The 22,445-nt window shown below is 65.4% G+C and carries 24 protein-coding genes; 12 read left to right on the plus strand and 12 right to left on the minus strand.

Annotated elements, in window-relative coordinates; genetic code table 11:
• Nucleotides 1–7: 7 nt before the first annotated feature.
• Nucleotides 8–877 carry a DMT family transporter gene (locus ACXAG6_RS18350; RefSeq protein WP_475339323.1) on the minus strand — a complete coding sequence of 290 codons (870 nt, stop codon included), beginning with the start codon at nucleotides 875–877 and terminating at the stop codon, nucleotides 8–10.
• Complete coding sequence (gene mnmC2, locus ACXAG6_RS18355; protein ID WP_475339324.1) at nucleotides 874–1,542, minus strand: tRNA (5-methylaminomethyl-2-thiouridine)(34)-methyltransferase MnmC2; 669 nt, start codon at nucleotides 1,540–1,542, stop codon at nucleotides 874–876. The genes ACXAG6_RS18350 and mnmC2 overlap by 4 nt, the downstream gene beginning before the upstream one ends.
• A 49-nt stretch (nucleotides 1,543–1,591) precedes the next feature.
• Between mnmC2 and ACXAG6_RS18360 the strand changes: the two genes are divergently transcribed.
• On the plus strand, nucleotides 1,592–2,641 hold the full coding sequence (locus ACXAG6_RS18360; RefSeq protein ID WP_475339325.1) for an NAD(P)/FAD-dependent oxidoreductase: 1,050 nt from the start codon (nucleotides 1,592–1,594) through the stop codon (nucleotides 2,639–2,641).
• A gap of 96 nt (nucleotides 2,642–2,737) precedes the next feature.
• Nucleotides 2,738–3,130, plus strand: a complete 393-nt coding sequence (locus ACXAG6_RS18365; protein ID WP_140015597.1) for a hypothetical protein — start codon at nucleotides 2,738–2,740, stop codon at nucleotides 3,128–3,130.
• A gap of 17 nt (nucleotides 3,131–3,147) precedes the next feature.
• Here the strand turns inward: ACXAG6_RS18365 and ACXAG6_RS18370 are convergent, their stop codons facing one another.
• The gene (locus ACXAG6_RS18370) at nucleotides 3,148–4,137 is read right to left on the minus strand and encodes a glutathione S-transferase family protein (protein WP_475339327.1); all 990 of its coding nucleotides are present in this window, start codon (nucleotides 4,135–4,137) and stop codon (nucleotides 3,148–3,150) included.
• 215 nt (nucleotides 4,138–4,352) lie between these two features.
• Here ACXAG6_RS18370 and ACXAG6_RS18375 point away from each other — a divergent pair, with 215 nt between their 5' ends.
• Nucleotides 4,353–4,703: a hypothetical protein gene (locus tag ACXAG6_RS18375; protein WP_475339328.1), complete on the plus strand. Its 351-nt coding sequence runs from the start codon at nucleotides 4,353–4,355 to the stop codon at nucleotides 4,701–4,703.
• Nucleotides 4,704–4,773: 70 nt separating this feature from the next.
• Here ACXAG6_RS18375 and ACXAG6_RS18380 read toward each other — a convergent pair whose 3' ends face one another.
• Nucleotides 4,774–5,532, minus strand: a complete 759-nt coding sequence (locus ACXAG6_RS18380) for an NAD kinase (protein WP_475339329.1) — start codon at nucleotides 5,530–5,532, stop codon at nucleotides 4,774–4,776.
• Between the two features lie 165 nt (nucleotides 5,533–5,697).
• On the opposite strand from ACXAG6_RS18380, the gene glyA reads away from it, so the two are divergent.
• On the plus strand, nucleotides 5,698–6,987 hold the full coding sequence (gene glyA, locus ACXAG6_RS18385; protein ID WP_475339331.1) for a serine hydroxymethyltransferase: 1,290 nt from the start codon (nucleotides 5,698–5,700) through the stop codon (nucleotides 6,985–6,987).
• A 203-nt stretch (nucleotides 6,988–7,190) separates the two neighbouring features.
• Here glyA and zapE read toward each other — a convergent pair whose 3' ends face one another.
• Nucleotides 7,191–8,282 carry a cell division protein ZapE gene (gene zapE, locus ACXAG6_RS18390; RefSeq protein ID WP_475339332.1) on the minus strand — a complete coding sequence of 364 codons (1,092 nt, stop codon included), beginning with the start codon at nucleotides 8,280–8,282 and terminating at the stop codon, nucleotides 7,191–7,193.
• 106 nt (nucleotides 8,283–8,388) lie between these two features.
• On the opposite strand from zapE, the gene ACXAG6_RS18395 reads away from it, so the two are divergent.
• Nucleotides 8,389–9,633, plus strand: a complete 1,245-nt coding sequence (locus ACXAG6_RS18395; RefSeq protein ID WP_475339333.1) for an MFS transporter — start codon at nucleotides 8,389–8,391, stop codon at nucleotides 9,631–9,633.
• Nucleotides 9,630–10,271 carry a hypothetical protein gene (locus ACXAG6_RS18400; RefSeq protein WP_475339334.1) on the plus strand — a complete coding sequence of 214 codons (642 nt, stop codon included), beginning with the start codon at nucleotides 9,630–9,632 and terminating at the stop codon, nucleotides 10,269–10,271. Before ACXAG6_RS18395 ends, ACXAG6_RS18400 begins: the two co-directional genes overlap by 4 nt.
• Here ACXAG6_RS18400 and ACXAG6_RS18405 read toward each other — a convergent pair.
• The 3 genes from ACXAG6_RS18405 to ACXAG6_RS18415 are packed head-to-tail and all read right to left on the minus strand — an operon-like array spanning nucleotide 10,268 to nucleotide 12,725.
• Nucleotides 10,268–11,200, minus strand: a complete 933-nt coding sequence (locus ACXAG6_RS18405; protein WP_475339335.1) for an alpha/beta fold hydrolase — start codon at nucleotides 11,198–11,200, stop codon at nucleotides 10,268–10,270. The two genes, ACXAG6_RS18400 and ACXAG6_RS18405, sit on opposite strands and share 4 nt — an antisense overlap.
• Nucleotides 11,197–12,108, minus strand: a complete 912-nt coding sequence (locus ACXAG6_RS18410; protein WP_475339336.1) for an ornithine cyclodeaminase family protein — start codon at nucleotides 12,106–12,108, stop codon at nucleotides 11,197–11,199. Before ACXAG6_RS18410 ends, ACXAG6_RS18405 begins: the two co-directional genes overlap by 4 nt.
• On the minus strand, nucleotides 12,105–12,725 hold the full coding sequence (locus ACXAG6_RS18415) for an HAD family hydrolase (RefSeq protein WP_475339337.1): 621 nt from the start codon (nucleotides 12,723–12,725) through the stop codon (nucleotides 12,105–12,107). Before ACXAG6_RS18415 ends, ACXAG6_RS18410 begins: the two co-directional genes overlap by 4 nt.
• Before the next feature lie 125 nt (nucleotides 12,726–12,850).
• On the opposite strand from ACXAG6_RS18415, the gene ACXAG6_RS18420 reads away from it, so the two are divergent.
• Nucleotides 12,851–14,026, plus strand: a complete 1,176-nt coding sequence (locus tag ACXAG6_RS18420) for an acetyl-CoA C-acyltransferase family protein (RefSeq protein WP_475339338.1) — start codon at nucleotides 12,851–12,853, stop codon at nucleotides 14,024–14,026.
• Between the two features lie 49 nt (nucleotides 14,027–14,075).
• Here the strand turns inward: ACXAG6_RS18420 and ACXAG6_RS18425 are convergent, their stop codons facing one another.
• The gene (locus tag ACXAG6_RS18425) at nucleotides 14,076–14,774 is read right to left on the minus strand and encodes a hypothetical protein (protein ID WP_475339339.1); all 699 of its coding nucleotides are present in this window, start codon (nucleotides 14,772–14,774) and stop codon (nucleotides 14,076–14,078) included.
• Between the two features lie 83 nt (nucleotides 14,775–14,857).
• A complete protein-coding gene (locus ACXAG6_RS18430; protein ID WP_475339341.1) occupies nucleotides 14,858–15,580 on the minus strand; it encodes a hypothetical protein in 723 nt (240 codons plus the stop codon).
• Between the two features lie 113 nt (nucleotides 15,581–15,693).
• Between ACXAG6_RS18430 and ACXAG6_RS18435 the strand changes: the two genes are divergently transcribed.
• From ACXAG6_RS18435 to arfB, 5 genes are all read left to right on the plus strand, one after another.
• A complete protein-coding gene (locus tag ACXAG6_RS18435; protein WP_475339342.1) occupies nucleotides 15,694–17,031 on the plus strand; it encodes an MFS transporter in 1,338 nt (445 codons plus the stop codon).
• Complete coding sequence (gene mepA, locus ACXAG6_RS18440; RefSeq protein ID WP_475339343.1) at nucleotides 17,028–17,936, plus strand: penicillin-insensitive murein endopeptidase; 909 nt, start codon at nucleotides 17,028–17,030, stop codon at nucleotides 17,934–17,936. Before ACXAG6_RS18435 ends, mepA begins: the two co-directional genes overlap by 4 nt.
• A gap of 71 nt (nucleotides 17,937–18,007) precedes the next feature.
• Nucleotides 18,008–18,814, plus strand: a complete 807-nt coding sequence (locus tag ACXAG6_RS18445) for an esterase-like activity of phytase family protein (protein ID WP_475339344.1) — start codon at nucleotides 18,008–18,010, stop codon at nucleotides 18,812–18,814.
• A 95-nt stretch (nucleotides 18,815–18,909) separates the two neighbouring features.
• Complete coding sequence (locus ACXAG6_RS18450; RefSeq protein WP_475339346.1) at nucleotides 18,910–19,536, plus strand: queuosine precursor transporter; 627 nt, start codon at nucleotides 18,910–18,912, stop codon at nucleotides 19,534–19,536.
• Nucleotides 19,537–19,794: 258 nt separating this feature from the next.
• On the plus strand, nucleotides 19,795–20,220 hold the full coding sequence (arfB, locus tag ACXAG6_RS18455; RefSeq protein ID WP_140015613.1) for an alternative ribosome rescue aminoacyl-tRNA hydrolase ArfB: 426 nt from the start codon (nucleotides 19,795–19,797) through the stop codon (nucleotides 20,218–20,220).
• Between the two features lie 75 nt (nucleotides 20,221–20,295).
• Here arfB and ACXAG6_RS18460 read toward each other — a convergent pair whose 3' ends face one another.
• Nucleotides 20,296–21,126: a sulfite exporter TauE/SafE family protein gene (locus ACXAG6_RS18460; RefSeq protein WP_210410511.1), complete on the minus strand. Its 831-nt coding sequence runs from the start codon at nucleotides 21,124–21,126 to the stop codon at nucleotides 20,296–20,298.
• Nucleotides 21,123–22,415: a nicotinate phosphoribosyltransferase gene (gene pncB, locus ACXAG6_RS18465; protein ID WP_475339347.1), complete on the minus strand. Its 1,293-nt coding sequence runs from the start codon at nucleotides 22,413–22,415 to the stop codon at nucleotides 21,123–21,125. Before pncB ends, ACXAG6_RS18460 begins: the two co-directional genes overlap by 4 nt.
• Between the last annotated feature and the right edge of the window lie 30 nt (nucleotides 22,416–22,445).

A 22,445-nucleotide genomic window follows, 5' to 3' on the forward strand; every position in this document is an offset into this window, starting at 1 on the left:
CCCGCGCTCAGCTCCGCCGCCGCTCGCGCCAGAGCGTGAACAACCCCGCGCCCACCACGATGGCTGCGCCAAGAATGGTGACCGGCGGCAGCACATCGCCCCAAAAGATCACGCCCACGGCCGAGGCAAAGACCAGCTGGAAATAGGCAAAGGGCTGCACCGCGCTGGCCTCGGCAAACTCGTAGCACTTGATCAGCGTCCAGTGCCCCAAGGCGCCCGTCATGCAGAGACTGGCCATCCAAAGCCAGTCGGTCCCGGTCATCGGCACCCATTGCCACACCGCCACCGCCGTCATCACAACCGCGCCCGAGGTGCCGGTGTAAAAGAAGGAGGTGGCCGAGCTGTCATGCCGGGAGACGGCGCGGGTGAGCAACCCGTAGAGCGCAAACATCCCCGCAGCCACCAGCGGCACGATCGCGGCGGGGGCAAACACGCCAAAGCCGGGCCGCAGGATCACGAGGATGCCGCAAAACCCCACGCCAATCGCCGCCCAGCGCCGCCAGCCAACCTTCTCGCCCAGCACCGGGCCGGACAGCGCGGCAATGAGCAGCGGGTAGCAGGCAAAGATCGCATGGGCCTCGACCAGCCCCAGCAGCACGAAGCCCTGCACCGCCACGCAAATCTCGGCGGCCAGCAGCACCCCGCGAAAGATCTGCAACCAGGGCACGTTCGAGCGGGCCGCCGCCCTGAGCCCGCCGGGCGCGCGCGCGGCGATGGTCAGGACGAAGGCGGCGAAGAACCAGTAGCGGATCATCACCACCATCATCACCGGGTAGGCCTCGGCAAGATGGCGCGAAAGCCCGTCTTGCACCGCAAAGATAAAGGTGGTGACGACCATCAGCAGAATGCCGTTGGTCTGGGCGCTGCGGGGCTTCATGCGAGGATTCCTATGCTCATGTGGCGCTTGCGCCCATAGCCCGGCTGGCGCGTCACGGTGAAGCCCGCCGCCCCAAGCGCCCGGCGCACGTGGCCTGCCGCCGTGTAGGTTGCAAATGTCCCGCCCGGTGCGGTGTGGCGGCCAACCTCGGCCATCAGCGCGGGCTCCCAAAGCTCGGGGTTCTTGGCGGGCGAGAAACCATCAAGAAACCACGCATCCGCCCTGCCCTGCCACGCCGTCAATGTCTCCCGCGCATCGCCGGGGATGACCTCGGCCGAAAGCCCCGGCGCGGTGATCACCCCACCGGCCTCGGGCCATTGCGCCACAAGCGCCGCCATCAGATCGGGGAAGGCCGGGGCAAAGGGCTCCAGCGCCCGCGCGGCATCCTCAGCAGCCATCGGAAAAGCCTCAAACCCGGTGTAGCGCACCGCCACCCCGGCCTCGCGCCCCATATGCCAGAGCGCCAGCAGGTTGAGCCCGGTGCCAAAGCCCAGCTCGGCCACATGAAACCCATCGCGCAACCGCTCGGGCAGGTCATTGCCAGCCAGAAAGGTATGGCGCGTTTCGGCCAGCCCGTTCTCCAGCGAGAAATACGGGTCGTCAAAACGGGTCGAGACGGGGGTGCCGTTGGCGCGCCATGCGAGCGTGGCGGGATGGTGATGCATCGGGGGATGGCCTATGTGTTCGGGCGGAGAATGGCGGCGGCGCGGAGGGATGTCCATGGCAGAGGTGACGGTGCGCGGGGCCGGGGTGTTTGGCCTGTCGATCGCGTGGGAATGTGCCCGGCGCGGCGCAAAAGTGCGGGTAATTGAGCGGCACGCAGTCGGCGCAGGGTCGTCGGGCGGCGTCGTTGGCGCGCTGGCCCCGCATGTGCCAGAAAACTGGAACCCGAAGAAGGCCTTTCAACTGGAAAGCCTGCTGGCGGCAGAGAGCTTTTGGAGCGGCGTTCAGGCTGCCGGAGGGGTAGACCCGGGCTATGCCCGCACGGGGCGCGTGCAACCGGTGGTGCCCAGCGGCGAGGCGCTGGCCCGGGCGCGGGCGGCGGGGGCCGAGGCGCTCTGGCAGGGACGCGCGACCTGGCAGGTGGTGGGTGAGAGCGAGGCCCCGGCCTTCCGCCCCGTCTCGCAAACCGGGCTTTATGTGATCGACACGCTAACAGCCCGGCTCCACCCCGCCCGCGCCTGCGCCGCCCTCGCGGCGGCGCTGGAAGCTGCGGGCAGCGAGGTTGTGGTTGGCGACAGCGCCAACGAGGACGGCGGGCAAGGCCCGGTGATCTGGGCCACCGGGGCCGATGGCCTCGCCGCGCTCTCCGCCGATATGGGCCGCTCCGTTGGTGCACCGATCAAGGGGCAGGCCGCGCTGCTGCACTTCGAGGCGCAGGAGGCCGCGCAGCTTTTTGCCGATGGTGTCCATGTCGTGCCCCACGCAGATGGCACGGTGGCCATCGGCTCCACCTCCGAGCGCGAATTTGATGGGCTGGAGACCGATGCGCAGCTCGATACGCTGCTGGAAAAGGCCAGCGCCCTCGTGCCCCTGCTCCACGGCGCACCGGTGCTGAAGCGCTGGGCCGGCCTGCGCCCCCGCGCCCGCAGCCGCGCGCCCATGCTCGGGGTCTGGCCCGGGCGCGACGGGCACTTCATCGCCAACGGCGGCTTCAAGATCGGCTTCGGCATGGCCCCCGGCGTGGCCCGGGTGATGGCCGACCTCGTGCTGGAAGGGCGCGATGCGATCCCGCAGGGCTTCCGGGTGGAAGACAGCCTCTAGCACGGCCGGGGTTTTGGGGCACAGATCCGGCGCCGCGCCGAGAAAAGTGTTAACAAAAGGTTAACGCCAGCCTAGCCTCTGCCCAAGAGAGGCCCGATGACCGAAACCGCCCTTGCCCTGATCTACTGTTCTATGTTCGCCATGGGCGATGTCGAAGTGCGCGTGCCCTATAACGTCGGCTACGATCTGCACTACGTCCGGGTCGATTGCCGCACCGAAAGCCACGTCATCGAACTGGGGCTCGACAAGCGCAGCTCCATCGACAGCGTGCATCAGGCGGTGTTTGCCGCCACGCAAACCGGCCTCACCCCCAAGGTGGTGATGATCGACACCGACGGGCGCGAGGATGCCTATGAGTTTCAGGTGCGCACCGTCGCCCAGCAGCTCGGCGTGGCCTATGAGGTGGTTGACGCCAACTACCTCATCCGCTGGCAGATGACGCAATACCTCCGCAACTACCCCCGCCCCTCCGGCCCCGGCGGCTCCTGAGCGCGCCTCGCCCGGCCCTAGGCGGCCTTCAGAGCCTCACGCCCATGCGGCGCCGTCCAGTCCAGCACCGGGTTCAGCGGGATGATCCGATGCGGGTTCACCGTGTCGTGGCTGTAGTGGTAGTGGCGAATGTAATGCGCGGGCACGCAAGTCCTGGCCACGCCGGGCACCTGATAAAGCTCGCGGGCATAGCCCCAGAGGTTGGGCATTTCCCGCAGAAAGTTGCGGTTGCACTTGAAGTGCGTGTGATAAACCTCGTCAAAACGCACCAGCGTGGTGAACAACCGCCAATCAGCCTCGGTCAGGCGCTCGCCCATCAGGTAGCGGTGGGTGGCAAGGCGATCTTCCAGCCAGTCGAGGCTTTCGAAAAGCGGGTGCACGGCCCCGTCATAGGCCTCCTGCGAGGTGGCGAAGCCGGACTTGTAGACGCCGTTGTTCACCGTGTCATAAACCCGCGCGTTCACCTCTTCGATGCCCCCGCGCAGCTCTTCGGGCCAGTAATCATCGCGGTTGCCGGTGATCCCGTCGAAAGCGGAGTTGAGCATGCGGATGATCTCGGAGCTTTCGTTGCTCACGATGGTGTCGCGCTTGGTGTCATAGAGCACCGGCACCGTCACCCGCCCGCTCATCTCGGGGTCCACATGGGTGTAGACCTGCCAAAGATAGTGTTTGCCAAAGAGCCCGTCGCCGGTCGCGCCCGGAAAATCGGTGCGAAACTCCCAGCCGTTCTCCAGCATATCGGGGTGCACCACGGAAACGGAGATATGCTCTTCAAGCCCCTTCAGCGCCCGGAAGATCAGCGCGCGATGGGCCCAGGGGCAGGCCAGCGACACATAGAGATGATAGCGCCCGCTCTCGGCCTCAAAGCCGCCCTCGCCCGACGGCCCCGCAGCGCCATCGGCGGAGATCCAGTTGCGGAACCCCGAGGTAGAGCGCACAAACTTGCCGCCACTCTTGCTGGTATCATACCACTCGTTTTTCCAGTCGCCCTCAACCAAACGGCCCATGTTCGCCTCCTACATCTCAGTGTCCCACGCTACTTAGCCAATGTGCGCCGCATATCATACGGGCAGTCATGAAGGGTGTTTTGCGCATTTTCGCACGGAACCTCTCGCCGTGCCCAAGTGTTACACTCGCGCAGGGAGGGAACCGCCGGAAAACGTTAACCTTGACGTCACCCGATTCGGTCACAATGCTCCTGCCCACGAACCGGAGCTGCCAAATGTCTGATTTTCTGCCACAATCGGTCCGCGAAGGGCTGGACGCGGCGCGACGTGATGCCGAGCGCCGCAAAAGCCGCCTGCGGGTACGCGACGGCGATGAAAGCTACCCCGTGCTGCGCTTCTGGTCCAAGGGCTTTGCCCTCGCCGCAGAGCCCGCACCCAATCTGCGCGGATTGGTGGACCTGTTCGAGGGCGAGCGGCACCTCTACCAATGCCTGATCGTCACCAGCCGCGAAGAGGCCGGGGAGCGCATCTTCGAGTTCAAGCGCAACACCGCCGCTGCCGACAGCGCGCCGCTGGATTTTGCCCGCGCCAAGGATGCGCCGGTCGGCCTGATCGAAAGCCGCTAAGCACCGCGCTCAAAGGCACGACGCCGGAGAACCGCAAGCTGCCAGCCCGAACGGGCCGCACCGCCGCGCCTCAGGCAAACTGCTCCCGAATGAGCCGCTCCTCCAGCCCGTGGCCAGGGTCAAACAGTATCCGGTGGGTGATGCTCTCATCCGAGCGCACGATGACCGTCACCACGTTTTCCACTGCCCGGCTGTCGGCCTCGGCCCGCACCGGGCGCTTTTGGGGCTGGAGCACGTCAAAGCGCACCTCGGCGGCCATTGGAAGCAAGGCTCCGCGCCAGCGGCGCGGGCGGAAAGCGGCAATCGGCGTCAGCGCCAGCACCTCGGCCCCAATCGGCAGGATCGGCCCGTGTGCCGAGTAGTTATAGGCCGTGCTCCCCGCTGGCGTGCACAGCAGCGCCCCGTCACACACCAGCTCTTCCATCCGCTCCCGGCCATCCACCTGAATGCGCAGCTTCGCCGCCTGCGGCCCCTGCCGCAGCAGGCTCACCTCGTTGATCGCCAGCGCCTCCTCGGTGCCGCCATCGGCGGTAAAGGCCCGCATCCGCAGCGGGTGCAGCACCTCTTCCTCCGCCGCCTCAAGCCGCTCCTTCAGGCTCGGCTCGCTGTATTCGTTCATCAAAAAGCCGATGGTTCCGCAGTTCATCCCGTAAACCGGCGTATCCAGATGCTGGGTGTCACGCAGGGTTTGCAGCATATGCCCGTCCCCCCCCAGCGCCACAATCACCTCGGCCTCCTCGGGCGGCACATCCCCATGCTGCCCGGCCAGATGGCGGCGCGCCTCCTCGGCAATCTGGGTCTCGGCGGCCATGAAGGCGATCTTGTCCAAGGGGCATCCTCCGGGTTTCCCCAAAGACTTCGCCCGCGCCGATCCGAAACACAAGACCGCCGATATGCCGTCATTCCGCGCAAAAGTGGCGCTTTGTCGCTTTTGCCCCGCCCTGCCATGGGGTAAACCCCGCCCAACCGTTCCCCAGCCAAAGAGGCCCGCCCAATGAACGCGCCCCACCGTGACAGCGGATTTTTCACCGAAGAGCTTGCCAGCCGCGATCCCGAGATCGCCAAGGCCATCACCCAGGAGCTCGGACGCCAGCGCGACGAGATCGAGCTGATCGCCTCCGAGAATATCGTCTCCAAGGCGGTGCTCGAGGCCCAGGGCTCGGTGCTCACCAACAAATATGCCGAGGGCTACCCGGGCAAGCGCTACTACGGCGGCTGCCAATTCGTCGATATCGCCGAAACGCTGGCGATCGACCGCGCCAAGGAGCTCTTCGGCTGCGACTTCGCCAACGTCCAGCCCAACTCCGGCTCCCAGATGAACCAGGCCGTCTTTCTCGCGCTGCTGAAGCCGGGAGACACCTTCATGGGGCTGGATCTCAACAGCGGCGGCCACCTCACCCACGGCTCCCCCGTTAACATGTCGGGCAAGTGGTTCAACGTGGTCAGCTACGGCGTGCGCCAGCAAGACCAGCTGCTGGATATGGAAGACATCCGCGCCAAGGCGCTGGAGCACAAGCCCAAGCTCATCGTCGCTGGCGGCACCGCCTATTCCCGCGTCTGGGATTGGGCCGCCTTCCGCGAGATCGCCGATGAAGTCGGTGCCTACCTGATGGTCGACATGGCCCATATCGCCGGGCTCGTCGCCGGGGGCGTCCACCCCTCGCCGATTCCGCATGCCCACGTCTGCACCACTACCACACACAAAAGCCTGCGCGGTCCGCGCGGCGGCATGGTGCTCACCAACGACGCCGACATCGCCAAAAAGGTGAACTCCGCCGTCTTCCCCGGCCTCCAGGGTGGCCCCCTGATGCATGTCATCGCCGCCAAGGCCGTGGCCTTCGGCGAGGCGCTGCGCCCCGAGTTCAAGAGCTACGCCGCCCAGGTGGTCAAAAACGCCCAAGCCATGGCCGACCAGCTCCAGAAGGGCGGGATCGACATCGTGTCGGGCGGCACCGACAACCACCTCTGCCTCGCCGACCTGCGGCCCAAGGGCGTCACCGGCAAGGCCGCCGAGGCAGCCCTTGGCCGCGCCCATATCACCACCAACAAGAACGGCGTGCCGTTTGACCCTGAGAAGCCCTTCGTCACCTCCGGCATCCGCCTCGGCGCGCCCGCAGGCACCACGCGCGGCTTTGGTGAGCCCGAGTTCCGCCAAATCGCCGACTGGATCGTCGCCGTGGTCGACGGGCTCGCCGCCAATGGCGAAGACGGCAACGCCGAAGTCGAAGAGAAAGTAAAAGCCGAAGTCAGCGCCCTCTGCGCCCGCTTCCCGCTCTACGAATGAGCCGCGCGCGGCGTCATCCTCGGGCCTGACCCGAGGATCTCTTACATCCCAAAACCCCGCCCCTCCCGGCGGGGTTTTTTCTTGCCACCCTCACCGCACGGTCGATTGATTAATGCCACCTATGTCATCCGACATGTGCATAGGATGTGCATCACTTGTGCACAGGATGTTGCCCTTTGCTATTTGGGGTTAACGCCCGCTCCCTACCCCTCCGCACGCCCCCATTCGGAATCCTGCATCTCGCGCAACCGGCTGGCCGTGCGCTCAAACTCAAAGGTGCCTTCGCCTTCCAGATAAAGGCTTTCCGGCTGGTCGGCGGCAGAGCAGATCAGCCGCACCTTCCCCTCGTACAGCGCATCAATCAGGGTGACGAACCGCTTGGCCTCGTTAAAGTTCGAGCGGCTCAGGCAGGGGATATCATCCACCATCAGCACGCGCGCGGCCTCTGCAATCGCGAGGTAATCCGCAGGCCCCAGCGGGCGGCCGCAGAGCTCATAGAAACTGGCACGCCCCACCCCGTTGGAAAACCTCGGCACCTCCACCTCGCGGCTCTTCACCACCAGCTTCAGCGGCGCCGCATCGGGGCCCGAGAGGTCGTGCCAAACCTCGTCCATCTTCGCCCGCGTCTCCGGGCCAAGCGGCGAGAAATAAACAGGATTTCCCGATAGCCTGTCTTGCCGATAGTCAGTATCGGCGGCCAGCTCGCGCACCTCCATCCGGGTGTCCAGAAGCTCGATGAAAGGCACGAAGAGCTGCCGGTTGAGGCCGTTCTTATACAGGTCTTTCGGCGGGCGGTTCGAGGTTGTCACCACGGCCACCCCGGCAGCAAAGAGCTTCTCGAACAGCCGCCCCACGATCATCGCATCGGTGATATCGGTAATCTGCATCTCGTCGAAACAGAGTAGCTCCACCTTCTGTGCCACATCCTCGGCCACCGGGCGAATGGCATCATCCACCCCGGTCTTGCGCACCTCGTGCAGCGCGCCATGGATCTCCTGCATGAAGGCGTGGAAGTGCACGCGGCGCTTCTTCGGGCTGTTAACGCTTTCGTAGAACATATCCATCAACATGGATTTGCCCCGGCCCACTCCGCCCCAAAGGTAGAGGCCCTTCACCGGCTCGGGTGTGCTCTTTCCGCCGAACAGGCCGCGCAGGCCGCCTTTTGGCTCCGGTCGCGCCTCCAGCGCGGCTCGCACCCGCTCGAAGGCGGGCAAGGCGCCCCGTTGTGCGGGGTCGTCCTTCAGCGTGCCATCACCCACGCGGGCGTCGTAAATCTCGGGCAGAGTCGCGCTCATGCTGTCCTGTACCTCGGCTGCCGGGCGGGTAAAACCCACCACCTGTGATCCGTCACATCACGAAATGCGATTTGACCTATTCCATGACTTGGTCAAATAAATCCACATGGAAACCCGCACCCCTCTCCTTACCCCGGTCCTGATCGGCGGTTGCCTCGTCATCCTCGTCGGTTTCGCCATCCGGGCCAGCTTCGGGGTGTTCCAGATCCCTATCGCGGAAGAGTTCAACTGGCCCCGCGCCGAGTTTTCCCTCGCCATCGCCATCCAAAACCTCGCATGGGGCATCGGCCAGCCGATCTTCGGCGCGATTGCCGAGCGGATCGGCGACCGCAAGGCCATCATCATGGGCGCAGTGCTCTATGCCGTGGGCCTCGTGCTCTCCTCCGTCGCCGTCTCGCCGCTCCAGCACCAACTGCTTGAAATCCTTGTCGGCTTCGGCGTCGCGGGCACCGGCTTCGGGGTGATCCTCGCGGTCGTGGGCCGCGCCTCCTCGGATGACAACCGCTCCATGAGCCTTGCCATCGCCACCGCCGCCGGGTCCGCCGGGCAGGTTTTCGGCGCGCCGCTGGCCGAGTGGATGCTGGGCTTCCTCAGCTGGCAGGAGGTCTTCCTCGTCTTCGCCGTCGCCATCCTCGCCGTGCTCGCGGTGCTGCCGATGATGCGCTCCCCCAGCCAGGTCAGCCGCCACGAGCTGGAAGAATCCATCGGCCAAGTGCTCATCCGCGCCGCCAAAGACCCCTCATTCACCCTGATTTTCCTCGGCTTCTTCTCCTGCGGCTACCAGCTCGCCTTCGTCACCGCCCACTTCCCCGCGCTGGTGGCCGAGATGTGCGCCCCGATCCAGGCCGGCGGCATGCTGGCAGGGCTAGGCATCTCCACCACCTCCGCCCTCGGAGCCATCGCCATCTCGCTGATCGGGCTGGCCAATATCGCCGGCACCCTCGCCGCAGGCTGGGCCGGCAAGCGCTACACCAAGAAATACCTGCTCGCAGGCATTTACACCGCCCGCACCATCATCGCGGCGGCCTTCATCCTCTTCCCGATCACCCCCGCCACCGTGCTGCTCTTCTCCGTCCTCATGGGCTCGCTCTGGCTGGCCACCGTGCCGCTCACCTCCGGCCTCGTGGCCCATATCTTCGGGCTGCGCTACATGGGCACGCTCTACGGCATTGTGTTTTTCTCGCACCAGCTTGGCAGCTTCCTCGGCGTTTGGCTCGGCGGGCGGATGTATGACATCTATGGCGACTATACGATGGTCTGGTGGATCGGCGTCGGCATCGGGGCCTTCTCGGCGCTCGTGCACCTGCCGATCCGCGAAAACCGCACGCCGTCACAAGGACTTGCCGCTTGATCCGCACTGCCCTCGCCGCCCTACTCCTCCTCCTCACACCGCTGAGCGCCACCGCGCAAGACACCCTGTCATGGGCGCGCAACCAGCCTCAGCCGATGCGCACCGTGCTGCTGAAAATCGCCAAGGATCCGGCCTTCGTCGCCACGCTCCGGCAGTGCCCCGCTTCGGTCTACCGCGCCTCGAGCACCCGCTACCGCTCCGACAAAAGCTGCGCCCGCAAGCCCAACGCCTGCCTGAACCGCTGCCTCGGTGGCGACCAATCCTCCTGCTTCAACCTCGCCCACGCGATGCAAACCGCCACGCCGCTGGAGGAAGAAAGCCAGTTCACCTACCCGCTCTTCATGCGGGCCTGCGCGCTCGGCAACGCCAACGCCTGCGTCAACGCCGCCGCCACCGCCCGCAACGGAAGCTGGCGGCCCGGCACCCGCCCGGCGCAAGCCACCGCCCCCGCCTGCCAGAAGAAAACCTATTCCGAAGCCTGCACTCGCGGCGCGGCATGGGGCTGCTTCATGGAGGGCAACATCTACCGTGACGGGGCACCGGGCACCGGGCGGAACACGCAACGGGCCGATGCACTTTATCGCCGCGCCTGCGATCTGGCCCCGCGCTCCGGGGCCTGCAAGGCAGCCTACCGCTAAAGCCTTGGCGTAAAGCCTGCCAGCGCCTTCAATACCTCGCGCGGATGGGTGTGCGGCAGCCCGTGGCCTGCCTGCGCCACGGTGATCTGCGCCGCGTTGCCCGCCTGCCGCGCCAGCCGCTCCCGTGCCGTGCGGGCAATCAGCCGGTCTTCCCCGCCCCAGATCGCCAGCATCGGCAGGCCCCCCGCATCCAGCGTCTTCAATATCGGGCCGATGCGCTCGCGCAGCATGTGGCGCAGCGATGACAGCACCGCGCGGCGATAGCCCCGCGTCCGGCTCTCTGCAGCCAGCCGCGCGGTGAGCCCCTCCACCGAGGACGGCCCCTGCGCCGCCGCCTTGCGCGCCTGTGCCCGCAGCCCGAAGCCCGAGAAGCTGGCCCAGAGCCAATCGCCCACCACCGGCGTGGCGAGGCAAAAGCGGGTGAAACCGTCCAGCCGGTGCCCCAATCCGGCCGGGGCCAGCATGGCCAGCCCGCGCACCCGCGCCGGGTAAGCCTCTGCATAGACGGCCGAAATCGCCGCACCCATCGAGTAGCCTATCAACAGCACCGGCCCCTCCGGCGCCTCGGCCTCGATCACCCCGGCAAGCTGGCGCACAAACAGCGCCTTGTCCTGCGTCTTGCGCGGCATGTCCGAGCCGCCACGGCCCCAAAGATCGTATCGCAACACCCGCCAGCCCTGCACCACGAGCCCCTCGGCGATGGCGTCAAACACCCAGCTGGGCGTTGTCAGCCCGTGCACCATCACCGCCACCGGGCGGCCCTCCAGCCCGTCGAGCCGCAGCTGCACCTGCCCCTCGTCCAGCGCAAGGTTCCGCCCCGGCAGCCCCTTGCGCGCGGCACGGCGCGACCGCGAAAGTAGCCATGCAATCAAGGGCGGCGCGAGGATCGTCACGCCAAACGCGCAGGCAATCCAGAGCCAGAGGCTCACGCCCTCACCCGGTCGAGGATGTGCCGGGCGGTCATCAAATCCAGATGCGCCCCGCCGCCGTTCTTGGCCATGGTGATCTCTTCGGCGCTGCCCCGGCAATAGGCCTCAGGCTCATAGAAATCGGCCAGCACATCGGCCTGCGTGATCACGCCCCGCGCCAGAGGATCCTTCAGCTCGCCGATATGGCCGATGGTCGTTGCTCGGGAATCCACAAACAGCCGCGCGCGTTGCAGCGCCGTGTCATCCGCCTCGCGCATGTCGGGCCGGTAGGCCCCGATCAGGTCGATATGCTGGCCGGGTTGCAACCACTCGCCCTTCAGCACCGGTTCGGTGCTCATGGTGGCCGTGGCGATAATATCTGCCGCGCCAACAGCCTCCGCCAGATCGCGCGCCACAGAAGCGCCGGTGGCCTCTGCCAAATGCGCCGCCCGCCCGGCGGTGCGGTTCCACAGCGTGAACTTTGCCCCCGGAAAGCCCGCCGAATAGGCCTCGATCAAAGAGGCCGCCACCGTGCCCGCACCGAGGATCAGGATGTTGCGGCTTTCAGGCCGGGCGAGGCGACGGGCAGAGAGCAGGCTGTCGCCCGCCGTCTTCCACTTGGTCACGAGGTGAAAATCCACAAAGGCTTCCGCCTCGCCGGTGCGGTCAGAAAACAGCGTCACCGCCCCATTCACCGCCGGTTTGCCCGCATCCGCATTGCCGGGGAAGATCGTGGCCGTCTTCACCAGAGCGCCGAGCCCGTCGATCCACGCGGCGCGGCTGAGCATCGTGTCGTCGCCGCGATAAAGAAAGCTGTCTTCGATCTCCGCCTTGGGCAAAGCGTGGCCCTCGGCCAGAGCGTCGGTCAGCGCGATCCAATCCAGCGCGGCCTCGCCCTGTTCATAAGTTATAAACTTCGGTGTGGTCATCTTGCGCTGTCCTCGGTGAGCAGCCCCTCGGCTACGAGCCTGTTTGCAAACCCCGCCGGGTGCTCAAACAGATGGGTCTGCCAGCCACGCGATTTGGCCATGGCAATGTTGTCGGCCCGGTCATCTGCAAACAGCAGCGCCTCGGGGGCCACGCCGCAGTCCTCCTCGACCATGGCGTAAATCTCCGGGTCGGGCTTGGCCACGCCCATGTGGCCAGAAATATAGCGCCGGTCGAACTCGGCCAAAAACGGGTAGTGGCTTTCGCCCAGCTCGAAGCTCTGGATGCCGAAGTTCGACAAGGCGAACACGGGCACGCCGCCCGCGCGGAGCGCCCTCAGCAGGCGCACCGAATGGTCGATGGCTGGCTGCGCCATCTCGATCCAGCGGTCGTGCCATAGCGTGATCTCATCATGCCAATCCGGGTTCGCCCCGGCGCATTCCATCACCATGTCCCGAAAGGTCTCACCCCGGTCCACCCGGTCGTTCATCCCGTGCAGGTCCACCTCGGCAAACAGCCGCTCCCGCCGCTCCTTCCCGATCTCGGCATCGTAAAACCGCTCGGGGTTCCACTCGATAAGCACATTGCCGATGTCAAAGATGACGGCGCTGACGGGCATGGGGATTCCTTTCCGGGGAGGCTTCGGGCGAACTCAACCACCTGACGTTGCGGCCCTCAACCCCCACAGTAGTTGCCCGGCCCTGACACGGGGCTACAATCAGGGCAACGGCAGAGGAGGCCCCCATGGACGATATCGTGATTCTCGACGGTGCCCGCACCGCAATCGGCACTTTCGGAGGGGCGCTCGCAGGCACACCGCCCGCGCAGCTTGGCGCCGTGGCGGCCCGCGAGGCCATGCAGCGTTCTGGCGTGGAGCCGGGGCAAATCGGCCATGTCGTCTACGGCCATGTCATCAACACCGAGCCGCGCGATATGTACTTGTCGCGCGTTGCAGCAATGGATGCCGGCATCCCAGAGAGCACCCCGGCGATGAACGTCAACCGCCTCTGCGGCTCCGGCGCGCAGGCCATCGTCTCGGCCACGCAGGCGCTTGCCCTTGGCGATGCCGACTTCGCCATTGCCGGTGGTGCCGAGAGCATGAGCCGCTCGCCCTACATCATGCCAGAGGCCCGCTGGGGCCAGAAGATGGGCGATATCAAGAGCTTAGATATGATGCTCGGCGCGCTCAACTGCCCCTTCGGCACCGGCCACATGGGGGTGACGGCAGAGAACGTCGCTGCTGAACATCAGGTCAGCCGCGCCGATCAGGACAATTTCGCGCTGGAGAGCCAGACCCGCGCCGCAGCGGCGATTGCCGAGGGTCGATTCCAAAGCCAGATCGTGCCGGTGGAAATCAAGGTGAAGCGAGAGATGGTGCCCTTCGCCACCGATGAGCACCCCAAGGCCACCTCCGCCGAAAAGCTCGCCGCCCTGCGCCCTGCCTTCCAGGAAGACGGCACAGTGACGGCAGGCAACGCCAGCGGCATCAATGACGGCGCGGCGGCCCTCGTGCTCGCCCGGGCCGAAGCTGCTGAGAGGGCCGGCCTGAAGCCCCGCGCCCACGTCATCGGCTACGCCCATGCAGGCGTCAGCCCCCACGTCATGGGTATCGGCCCGGTGCCCGCCGTGCAGGCCCTCTGCGCCCGCACCGGCCTTTCGGTGGATGATTTCGACGTGATCGAAAGCAACGAAGCATTTGCCGCACAGGCCATCGCCGTCAACCGGGGGCTCGGGCTCGACGGGGCCAAGGTCAACCCCAACGGCGGCGCCATCGCGCTTGGCCACCCTGTTGGGGCAACCGGCGCGATCATCACCGTCAAGGCGCTTTATGAGCTGGAGCGAACAGGCGGCAAGCGGGCGTTGGTAACCATGTGCATTGGCGGTGGTCAGGGCATTGCGGTAGCGCTGGAAGCGCTCTGACTGTCACTCGCTGGAAGCGCTCCGCAGACACCGGCCATCTCTGTAACCCTCAGTCGAAGCTGAAGGATTCCAGCATCCGGCCAGTGAGCGAGGCGGGAAAGTCATCGGGCGAACCGATCGGCACCGCCTCCTCCGAAATCTGCGCCAAAGCCACCACACCGGCCTCCCCGTCGGGGTTGGGCAGGCCCACCATCCGCCAATGGATCACGCCGTAATCCTCGTGCCGGTAGGTGCCGAAGATCTCCACCGCCTTGTGCCGCCCGATGTCGACCTTGCGGATTTTCTGGCGGCTGGCCTCGGGCTTGCTGTCTACAAACTGCCCCACGGCGACCGCGAGCATGATCTCGCGCAGATAGTCCAGCCGTGGCTCTTCCTCCGCCTCTGGCAGGGTCAGCTCGCTGAAGGTCATCGCCTCGACCAGCCCGCCCCCCGGGGTGGAAAAGACAAACTTCACAAGCCCTGTGCGTGGCGTCTCCACCACCCGGCTTTCATAGCTGCCATCGCCTGAAAGGGGCACCACCACGGCAAAGGGCGCCGCCTCGGGCTTGCCGTGCTTGGTGAGATAGTCCGCATCCGCCTTGAAGGTCTCGCCCGATACCACGTCCTCCGTCGAGCCGAGTTGGAGCGTGAAGCCTGCCAGTTCCGCCCCCTGCGCTGTCAGGGTGGGCTCGGGCGAAGCATCGGTGGTTTGGGCCGCAAGCGGCGCGGCGGCGGCAAGGGCCGTGAGCAGGGCGGGAAAGCGCGTCATCGAAATGGCATCCGTTCTGAGAATATGAATGCCACCAGTCTATCCACCCCTATGCCGTTAGGGGAAGCCCCGGCGCAAATGGCCTATTCGCCCGCCGCCTCGCCGGCCGTTTCCTGCACCGGCGGGGCCATCAGGCGCAGGGTCGAGAGCGCCTTGCCGGTCAGGCTGGGGCCAAAGTTGGCCCCCTCAATCACCAGATGGGCCTGATTGATATGGCTCACCGAATACAGGCTTTCGGCGCGTTCAGGGTCCGGCACGGCGATGAAACGGTAGGCGTAGCGCGCCTCGTCACGCGGATCGAGGTAGGTGCCGGTCAGCTCCAGCGCCCGGTAGCCCTCGCCGGTGCCAAGCCGGATCTCGCGCACCTCGCCCGAGGTCACCTCTTCAAACTTCTGGCCCAGCAGCGCAGGCCCCTGCTCCGCGAGCTTGGGAGCAATGGCGGCCAGCCGGTCGTCCATCTTACCCATGGGAATGCGGATCGGCGCCATGAAGAGACTTTCCAGAAAGGTCTCGTCCTCGGCCCGGAAGTTGAACTGCACCACGCCCCCCTCGGGCAGCTCTTCCACGCCGATGTGGTGGGTCTGCTCCGGACGCTTGGGCAGGATGATCTGGAAGGCCACACCGGGCACCTTGCCCGTACGTTGCACGAAGCTCTTGTCCACCCGGTAGGTGCGCCCGATCACAACCTGCTCGGCCACGGCAGCCACATCCTCGCCGCCACCTCCACGGCGCATGGTTTCTCGCGCCACCAGCGCGACACCCGCCACGAGGACGGCCAGGATTATCAGGTTGATCGGACGAAACATCGGCCACTCTGCTCGGTTTTCCGCGACCATATTGAAGCGCCGCCGCCCCCGCAATGCGCAGTTGCACCACGCGCCGGTTCAATGCTCTATGAAGCCCAACAAGGGGCGGTGGCATGGCAGAAATCTCGGCGAAAAAGCGCATATGGGGCTGGTTCTTCTTCGATTGGGCCTCCCAGCCCTACAACACGCTCCTGCTCACCTTCATCTTCGCGCCCTACGTCAACTCGGTGCTGGGCGACGGATCGAAGGCGCAGGCGGCATGGGGCTTTGGCGTGGGAGCGGCCGGGATCGTCATCGCTATTCTCGCTCCGATCCTTGGGGCCATGGCCGACACCTCGGGCAAGCGCGTGCGCTGGATCTGGGGCTTTTCAGCGCTCTACATCGTGGGCGCAAGCGGGCTCTGGTGGGCCGCGCCGCAAGACTTTGACCTTACCCGCACGCTGGTGTTCTTTGCGATCGGCCTGATCGGGATGGAGTTTGCCACGATCTTCACCAACTCCATGCTGCCCGACCTCGGCACACGAGAAGAGATCGGCCGCATCTCGGGCAATGGCTGGGCCTTCGGCTATGTCGGCGGGCTTTTCGCGCTGGTCATCATGCTTGTTTTCCTCGCCGAAAGCCCGACCACCGGCAAAACCATGGCTGGCTTTGCCCCGATCTTCGGGCTTGATGCAGAAGCCCGCGAGGGCACCCGTGCGGTCGGGCCGCTGACGGCCATCTGGTACGCCATCTTCATGGTGCCCTTCTTCCTGTGGGTGCGCGATCCGCGCCGCGAAAAGCCCTCGGTGGGTGCCGTCAAAAAGGCCCTGCGCGGGCTCGGCAACACCATCCGCACCCTGCCAAAATCCCCCTCGCTGCTGGCCTATCTTACCTCGTCGATGTTCTACCGTGACGCGCTGAACGGCATGTATACCTTCGGCGGCATCTACGCGGCTGGCGTGCTCGGCTGGTCGGTGGTGCAAACCGGCATCTTCGGCATTCTCACCATCATCACCGGCGCTGTCTTTGCCTGGATCGGCGGGCGGGCCGATGTGCGCTTCGGCCCCAAGCCGGTGATCGTCACCTGCGTTCTGGTGCTCACCGGCGTGGCTCTATCGGTGGTGATGGTCAGCCGCGAAAGCGTGTTCCTGATCCCGCTGGAAGCCGGCAGCCAACTGCCAGACCTCGCCTTTTACTTCTTCGGCGCGGTGATCGGTGCGGCAGGCGGCGTGCTTCAGGCCGCCTCGCGCACCATGATGGTGCGTCAGGCCAACCCGGCCCGGATGACAGAGGCCTTCGGCCTCTACGCCCTTGCAGGTAAGGCCACCTCCTTCATTGCGCCCATCTCCATCGGCGTGGCCACCACGCTCACCGGATCACAGCAACTTGGGGTCACCCCCCTCATCGGGCTGTTTATCATCGGGCTCGTTCTGCTACTCTGGGTAAAACCGGACGGAGCAGACCCGCAATGATGATCCGAGCAGCCCTGATCGCCCTTTCCATCGCCCTCGTGCCCGCCCTGGCCCCCGCGCCGGTGGAAGCACAGCAAAAGGCCAACCGCCTCTTCGGGTCGCATCCCGAGGGCTCGCGACAGCGGCCCGAATCCATCGGCTTCTACTCCAAAGGCTGCGCGGCGGGCCTTGTCGAGCTGCCAGAAACCGGGCCGACGTGGCAGGCCATGCGCCTGTCGCGCAACCGCAACTGGGGCCATCCTGAAACCATCGCCTTCATCCAGCGGCTCTCCTCCGGGGTGCGCAAATTTGGCTGGCCGGGCCTTTACATTGGCGACATCTCACAACCGCGCGGCGGCCCGATGACCTCGGGCCACTCCAGCCACCAGATCGGGTTGGATATCGACATCTGGATGAACAAGCCCAAAAGCCTCGGCCTCTCCCGCAGTGCCCGCGAGAATATCTCGGCGATCTCGGTGCGCTCGAAGGATCAACGCTCGGTCAACGGCAACTGGACAGGGGCGCATGCCGCCGTGCTGGAGCTTGCCGCGCGTGACCCGGCGGTGGATCGCATTTTCGTTACCCCCCCGGTCAAGATCTTCCTCTGCGAACGGGCCAAGCGGCGTGACAAGAAGTGGCTGCAAAAGATCCGCCCGCTCTATGGCCACCACTATCACTTTCACGTCCGCCTCAAATGCCCGCGCGGCGACCGTGAGTGCGTAACCCAGCAGCCCTCGGTCAACGAGCTTTCCAAGGGGGGAGACGGCTGTGATGAAACGCTACAGTGGTGGGTGACGGATTATCTGAACCCACCAAAGGTGAAGGCCGGAACCAAGAAAAAGGCCGCCCCGCGCAAGAAGCACCCGCGCGATTTCACCATGGCCGATCTGCCTCGCTCATGCGTCGGTGTTCTCAACTCGGATTAAGCCTCACCACCCTCGCGCTCCTCTCCGGCCTCGCCCTCGCGGCGGGGCAAGGGGGTGGGCGCGTGGCGTCGGTGAGCTTTGGAAGCAGCGACGAAGCCCGGCGCTTCGGCGGGTTCTCCGGCATTGAAGTGTCGGAAGATGGCAGCCGCTTCTGGGCGCTGTCCGACCGCGCCGCGCTGGCCGAGGGGCGGCTGATCCGCAACGAACACGGCACGCTCACCGGGCTGGAAGTGCAGCAACACAAACGCCTGACCGACCCCGATGGCCACCCGGTAGACGGCTATGAAAGCGATGCCGAGGGGCTGGCGCGGCGCGAGAATGGCCGCTTTTACGTGAGCTTCGAGGGCTATCACCGCATATGGACGTGGCGCGGCGACGATATCATGCAGGGCGGCGAGGCCGCGTGGATGCCCCGGCACCCCGATTTCAAGACACTCCAGAACAACTCCGCTCTGGAAGCGCTCGCCATTGATGCCGATGGTGCGCTCTATACCCTGCCCGAACGCTCTGGCAGCTATTCCACCCCATTCCCGATCTATCGCTATGCCGAGGGCCGCTGGGAGAAGGTCGGCGCTGTAAAGCGGGAAGGTGAATGGCTGCCCGTGGGGGCCGATTTTGACGACGAGGGCCGCTTTACCTTGCTTTGGCGTCACTTCACCGGCTACGGCTTCTCCTCACGCATCACCCGCCACGAAATGAAGGGTGATGTCTGGCCCGCCCGCGTGCTCTACGAGACTGGCCCGCTCACCCACGGCAACCTTGAAGGGCTCTCGCTCTGGCGCGATGGCACCGGGCAGCTTCGGGCGGTGATGGTCTCGGATGACAACTTCAAAGGCTACCAGCGCAGCGAGATCGTCGAAGTCACGCTGAGCGACTAGGTGTTGCAATGTGCCCGGACGGGCGCTATTCCCCCGCCGTCCCGCGCGGTGCGGGGCCAAGTCCCCGACCACCTTGCTAAAACGGGCCCAAACACATGAAGACCAATCTGATCGCTGGCGTTCTCGCCATGGCCGCCGTTGTTGTGGCCTCCAATATTCTCGTGCAGCACCTGCTGGGCGACTGGCTGACATGGGGCGCGCTGACCTACCCCATCGCCTTCCTCGTGACCGACACGATGAACCGCCTCTACGGCGCCGCCACCGCCCGCAAGGTGGTTGCCGCCGGTTTTGTCGTGGGTGTCGCCTGCTCGCTCGTCGGCTCGCAGATCCACGGCGAATTCGGCCCGCTCGTCACCCTGCGTGTGGCGCTCGGCTCCGGCCTTGCTTTTCTTTCTGCCCAATTGTTGGACGTTGCGGTGTTTGACAAAATGCGCGCGCGGGCATGGTGGCAGGCGCCGCTGGCCTCCACCCTCGTTGGCTCCACGCTCGATACAGTGATCTTCTTCTCGCTCGCCTTCGCCGCCACCTTCAACGGCATCGAGCCGGGGAACGTGCCAGGGTGGGCGCAGGAAGGCGTTCCGCTGCTTGGACAGGGGCCTGTGGCACCGCTCTGGGTCTCGCTCGCCGTGGCCGATTGGAGCGTCAAGCTGGCGCTGGCGGCCCTCGCCCTCATCCCCTTCCGCCTCATCACCGCGTCTTTCGCCCGCGCAGAAAAAGTTTGACAGGTGCGCACCTCCTGATTCACGCTGAACTTGCGTTTTTGAAACAGCTGAAAGGAGGTGATCCAGTGTCGAGAGCTACATTGGAGAGAGGTGTCGGGACAACAGCGGAGGTTCGCACGTAGGGAAAACCCTGCGGCGTGAATGTCGCTTTTGGCCGATGGTCTAACCGGACCTCGCCTCCAAAAAGTTCGTTAGGGCCGCTCCGGCATCCGGGGCGGCCCTTTTGATTGAGAGCAGCAAGGCGCTAGGTTCGGGATCATGCCAATACGGGTCAACGACCAGATCACCATCGAAGACTGGGAAATCACCGAAGTCTTCACCACCTCGCAGGGGCCGGGCGGGCAGAACGTCAACAAGGTGGCCACTGCCGTCGAGCTGCGCTTTGCCGCCGCCGCCTCGCCCAACCTGCCCCCGCCGGTAAAGAACCGCCTGCGCAGGCTTGCGGGCCGGCGCTGGACCGAGGCGGGCGAGTTGCTTCTGCTAGTGCAGGACACCCGGTCACAGGCGCAAAACCGTGAGCTGGCCCGCGAACGCCTCGCCGAGCTGATCCGCAAGGCCACCGAAAAGCCCAAACGCCGCATCCCCACCCGCCCCACGCTCGGCTCAAAGAAGCGAAGGCTCAAGGCCAAGAAGGTGCGCGGCGAGGTAAAGGCCATGCGCGGCAAGGTCGACCCGGACACCTGAGCGATGCGTAGGGTGGGCAATCTGCCCACCACCCATGCTGCCCCGGCTGTAAGGTGGGCGAAACCCACCGCCCCGTTACATCAGTGCCGACCAGAGCATCTTTAGCGAAGACAAGAACAGAAACGCCGCAAAGGCCAGTTTCAACCGTGCCGGATCGAGGCTGTGCGCAATCTTCGAGCCCACCGGCGCGGTGAAGACCGAGGCCGAAAAGATCAGCACAGCCGCCGGGATTGAGACATAGCCCAGCGAATAGGGCGGCCGCAGATCAACCCCGATACCTGACCAGACGAACCCGATCACCGCAGGCACCGCGATGACCAGCCCAAAGGCCGCCGCCGTGCCCACCGCCCGATGCACCGGGAAGGAAAACGCCGTCAGCGTCGGCACCGAAAGCGTGCCCCCGCCAATCCCCATCAGCGCCGAAAAGACCCCGATGAAGCCGGGCACCACACCCCGCGCCACCGGCCCTTGAGGCAGGTCATCGGCCAGCACGATTTTCTTTGGCAGCGCCATGTTGATCGCCACCAGCAGCGCGATCACCCCGAAAATCAGCGTGAGGCCCGAGGATGCAATCACCTTGGAGAGCAGCCCCCCGATCAACGCGCCAACAAAGATCAACGGCGCCCAGCTCTTTAGCAGGGCTGCATCAATCGCGCCCTTCTTGTGGTGCGAACGGGCCGAGCTGATGCTTGTCGGGATAATCGTCGCCAGCGAGGTGGCCACCGCCACATGCATCGCCACCGCATCAGGCACACCGAGCCAATCGAACAGCCAGAACAGCACCGGCACAATCACAATGCCGCCGCCCACGCCCAACAACCCGGCCAGCACCCCGGCCACCGCCCCCGTCGCCACAAGCCCCACGGCCAGCGCAATCAGCAGGCCCAGCGAATAGGTGTCGCTCAAACCACAACCTCCATCGCCTCTTGGGCCCCCACATCAAAGACCCGCTTGTAGCGCGCAATCTCCTCCGCAGGCCCCATCGCCTTCTTCGGGTTGTCCGAGAGCTTCACCGTCGGCCGCCCATTGGCCTCCACCGCCTTGCAGACAAGGGAGAACGGCGCCAGCGCGTCACCCGGCGTGAGGCCGCGGAAGTCGTTGGTTAGCAGCGTGCCCCAGCCAAACGAAACCCGCACCCGCCCGCGGAACTGCGCCGAAAGCTCTTCGATCTTTTCCACGTCGAGCCCGTCGGAAAAGATCACCAGCTTCTTCGTCGGATCTTCTCCGCGTGATTTCCACCAGTTGATCGCCACCTCGGCCCCCGTCGCCGGATCGCCCGAGTCAATCCGGATGCCCGTCCAGCCCGCCAGCCAGTCCGGCGCATTCGCAAGGAAGCCCTCGGTGCCATAAGTGTCAGGCAGGATGATCCGCAGGTTGCCGTCATGCTCCTCATGCCAATCGCTAAGCACGTCATAGGGCGCGCGCGCCAGCGCGGCGTCATCCCTGGCCAGCGCGGCATAGACCATGGGCAGCTCATGGGCGTTGGTGCCGATGGCCTCAAGGTCGCGGTTCTTTGCTATCAGGCAGTTTGAGGTGCCGGTGAACTTGTCGCCCAGCCCTTCCACCATCGCCCGCACGCACCAGTCCTGCCAAAGAAAGCTATGCCGCCGCCGCGTGCCGAAATCGGCCAGCCGCAGCCCTTCAACCTGGCGCAGCCGCTCGACCTTCTCCCAGAGCTTGGTCATCGCCCGGGCATAGAGCACCTGAAGCTCAAACCGCGCCATCTCGTTCAGCACCGCCCGCCCGCGCAGTTCCATCAACACCGCGAGCGCCGGGATCTCCCAAAGCATAACCTCGGGCCAAGAGCCCTCGAAGGTCAGCTCATATTGGTCGCCCACCCGCTCAAGGTGATAGGCGGGCAGCCGCAGGTTCTCGAACCATTCCATGAAGTCCGGCCGGAACATCTGCCGCTTGCCGTAAAACGTGTTGCCCCGCAGCCAAGTGCTCTCGCCTCGCGTCAGCGAGAGCGACCGGATATGGTCCAACTGCTCACGCAGCTCCCCCTCGTCGATCAGCTTGGCCAGCGGCACCGACTTGGTCCGGTTGATCAGGCTGAACGTCACTTGAGTGTCGGGCTTGTTGCGAAACACCGACTGGCACATCAGCAGCTTGTAGAAATCCGTGTCGATGAGCGACCGCACGATAGGGTCGATCTTCCACTTGTGGTTATAAACGCGGCTCGCGATGTCGACCATCTGGTCCTCCGGGGTGGTGCCGGGTGGTTA

The sequence above is a fragment of the Vannielia sp. ABF1_015 genome (assembly GCF_056160745.1).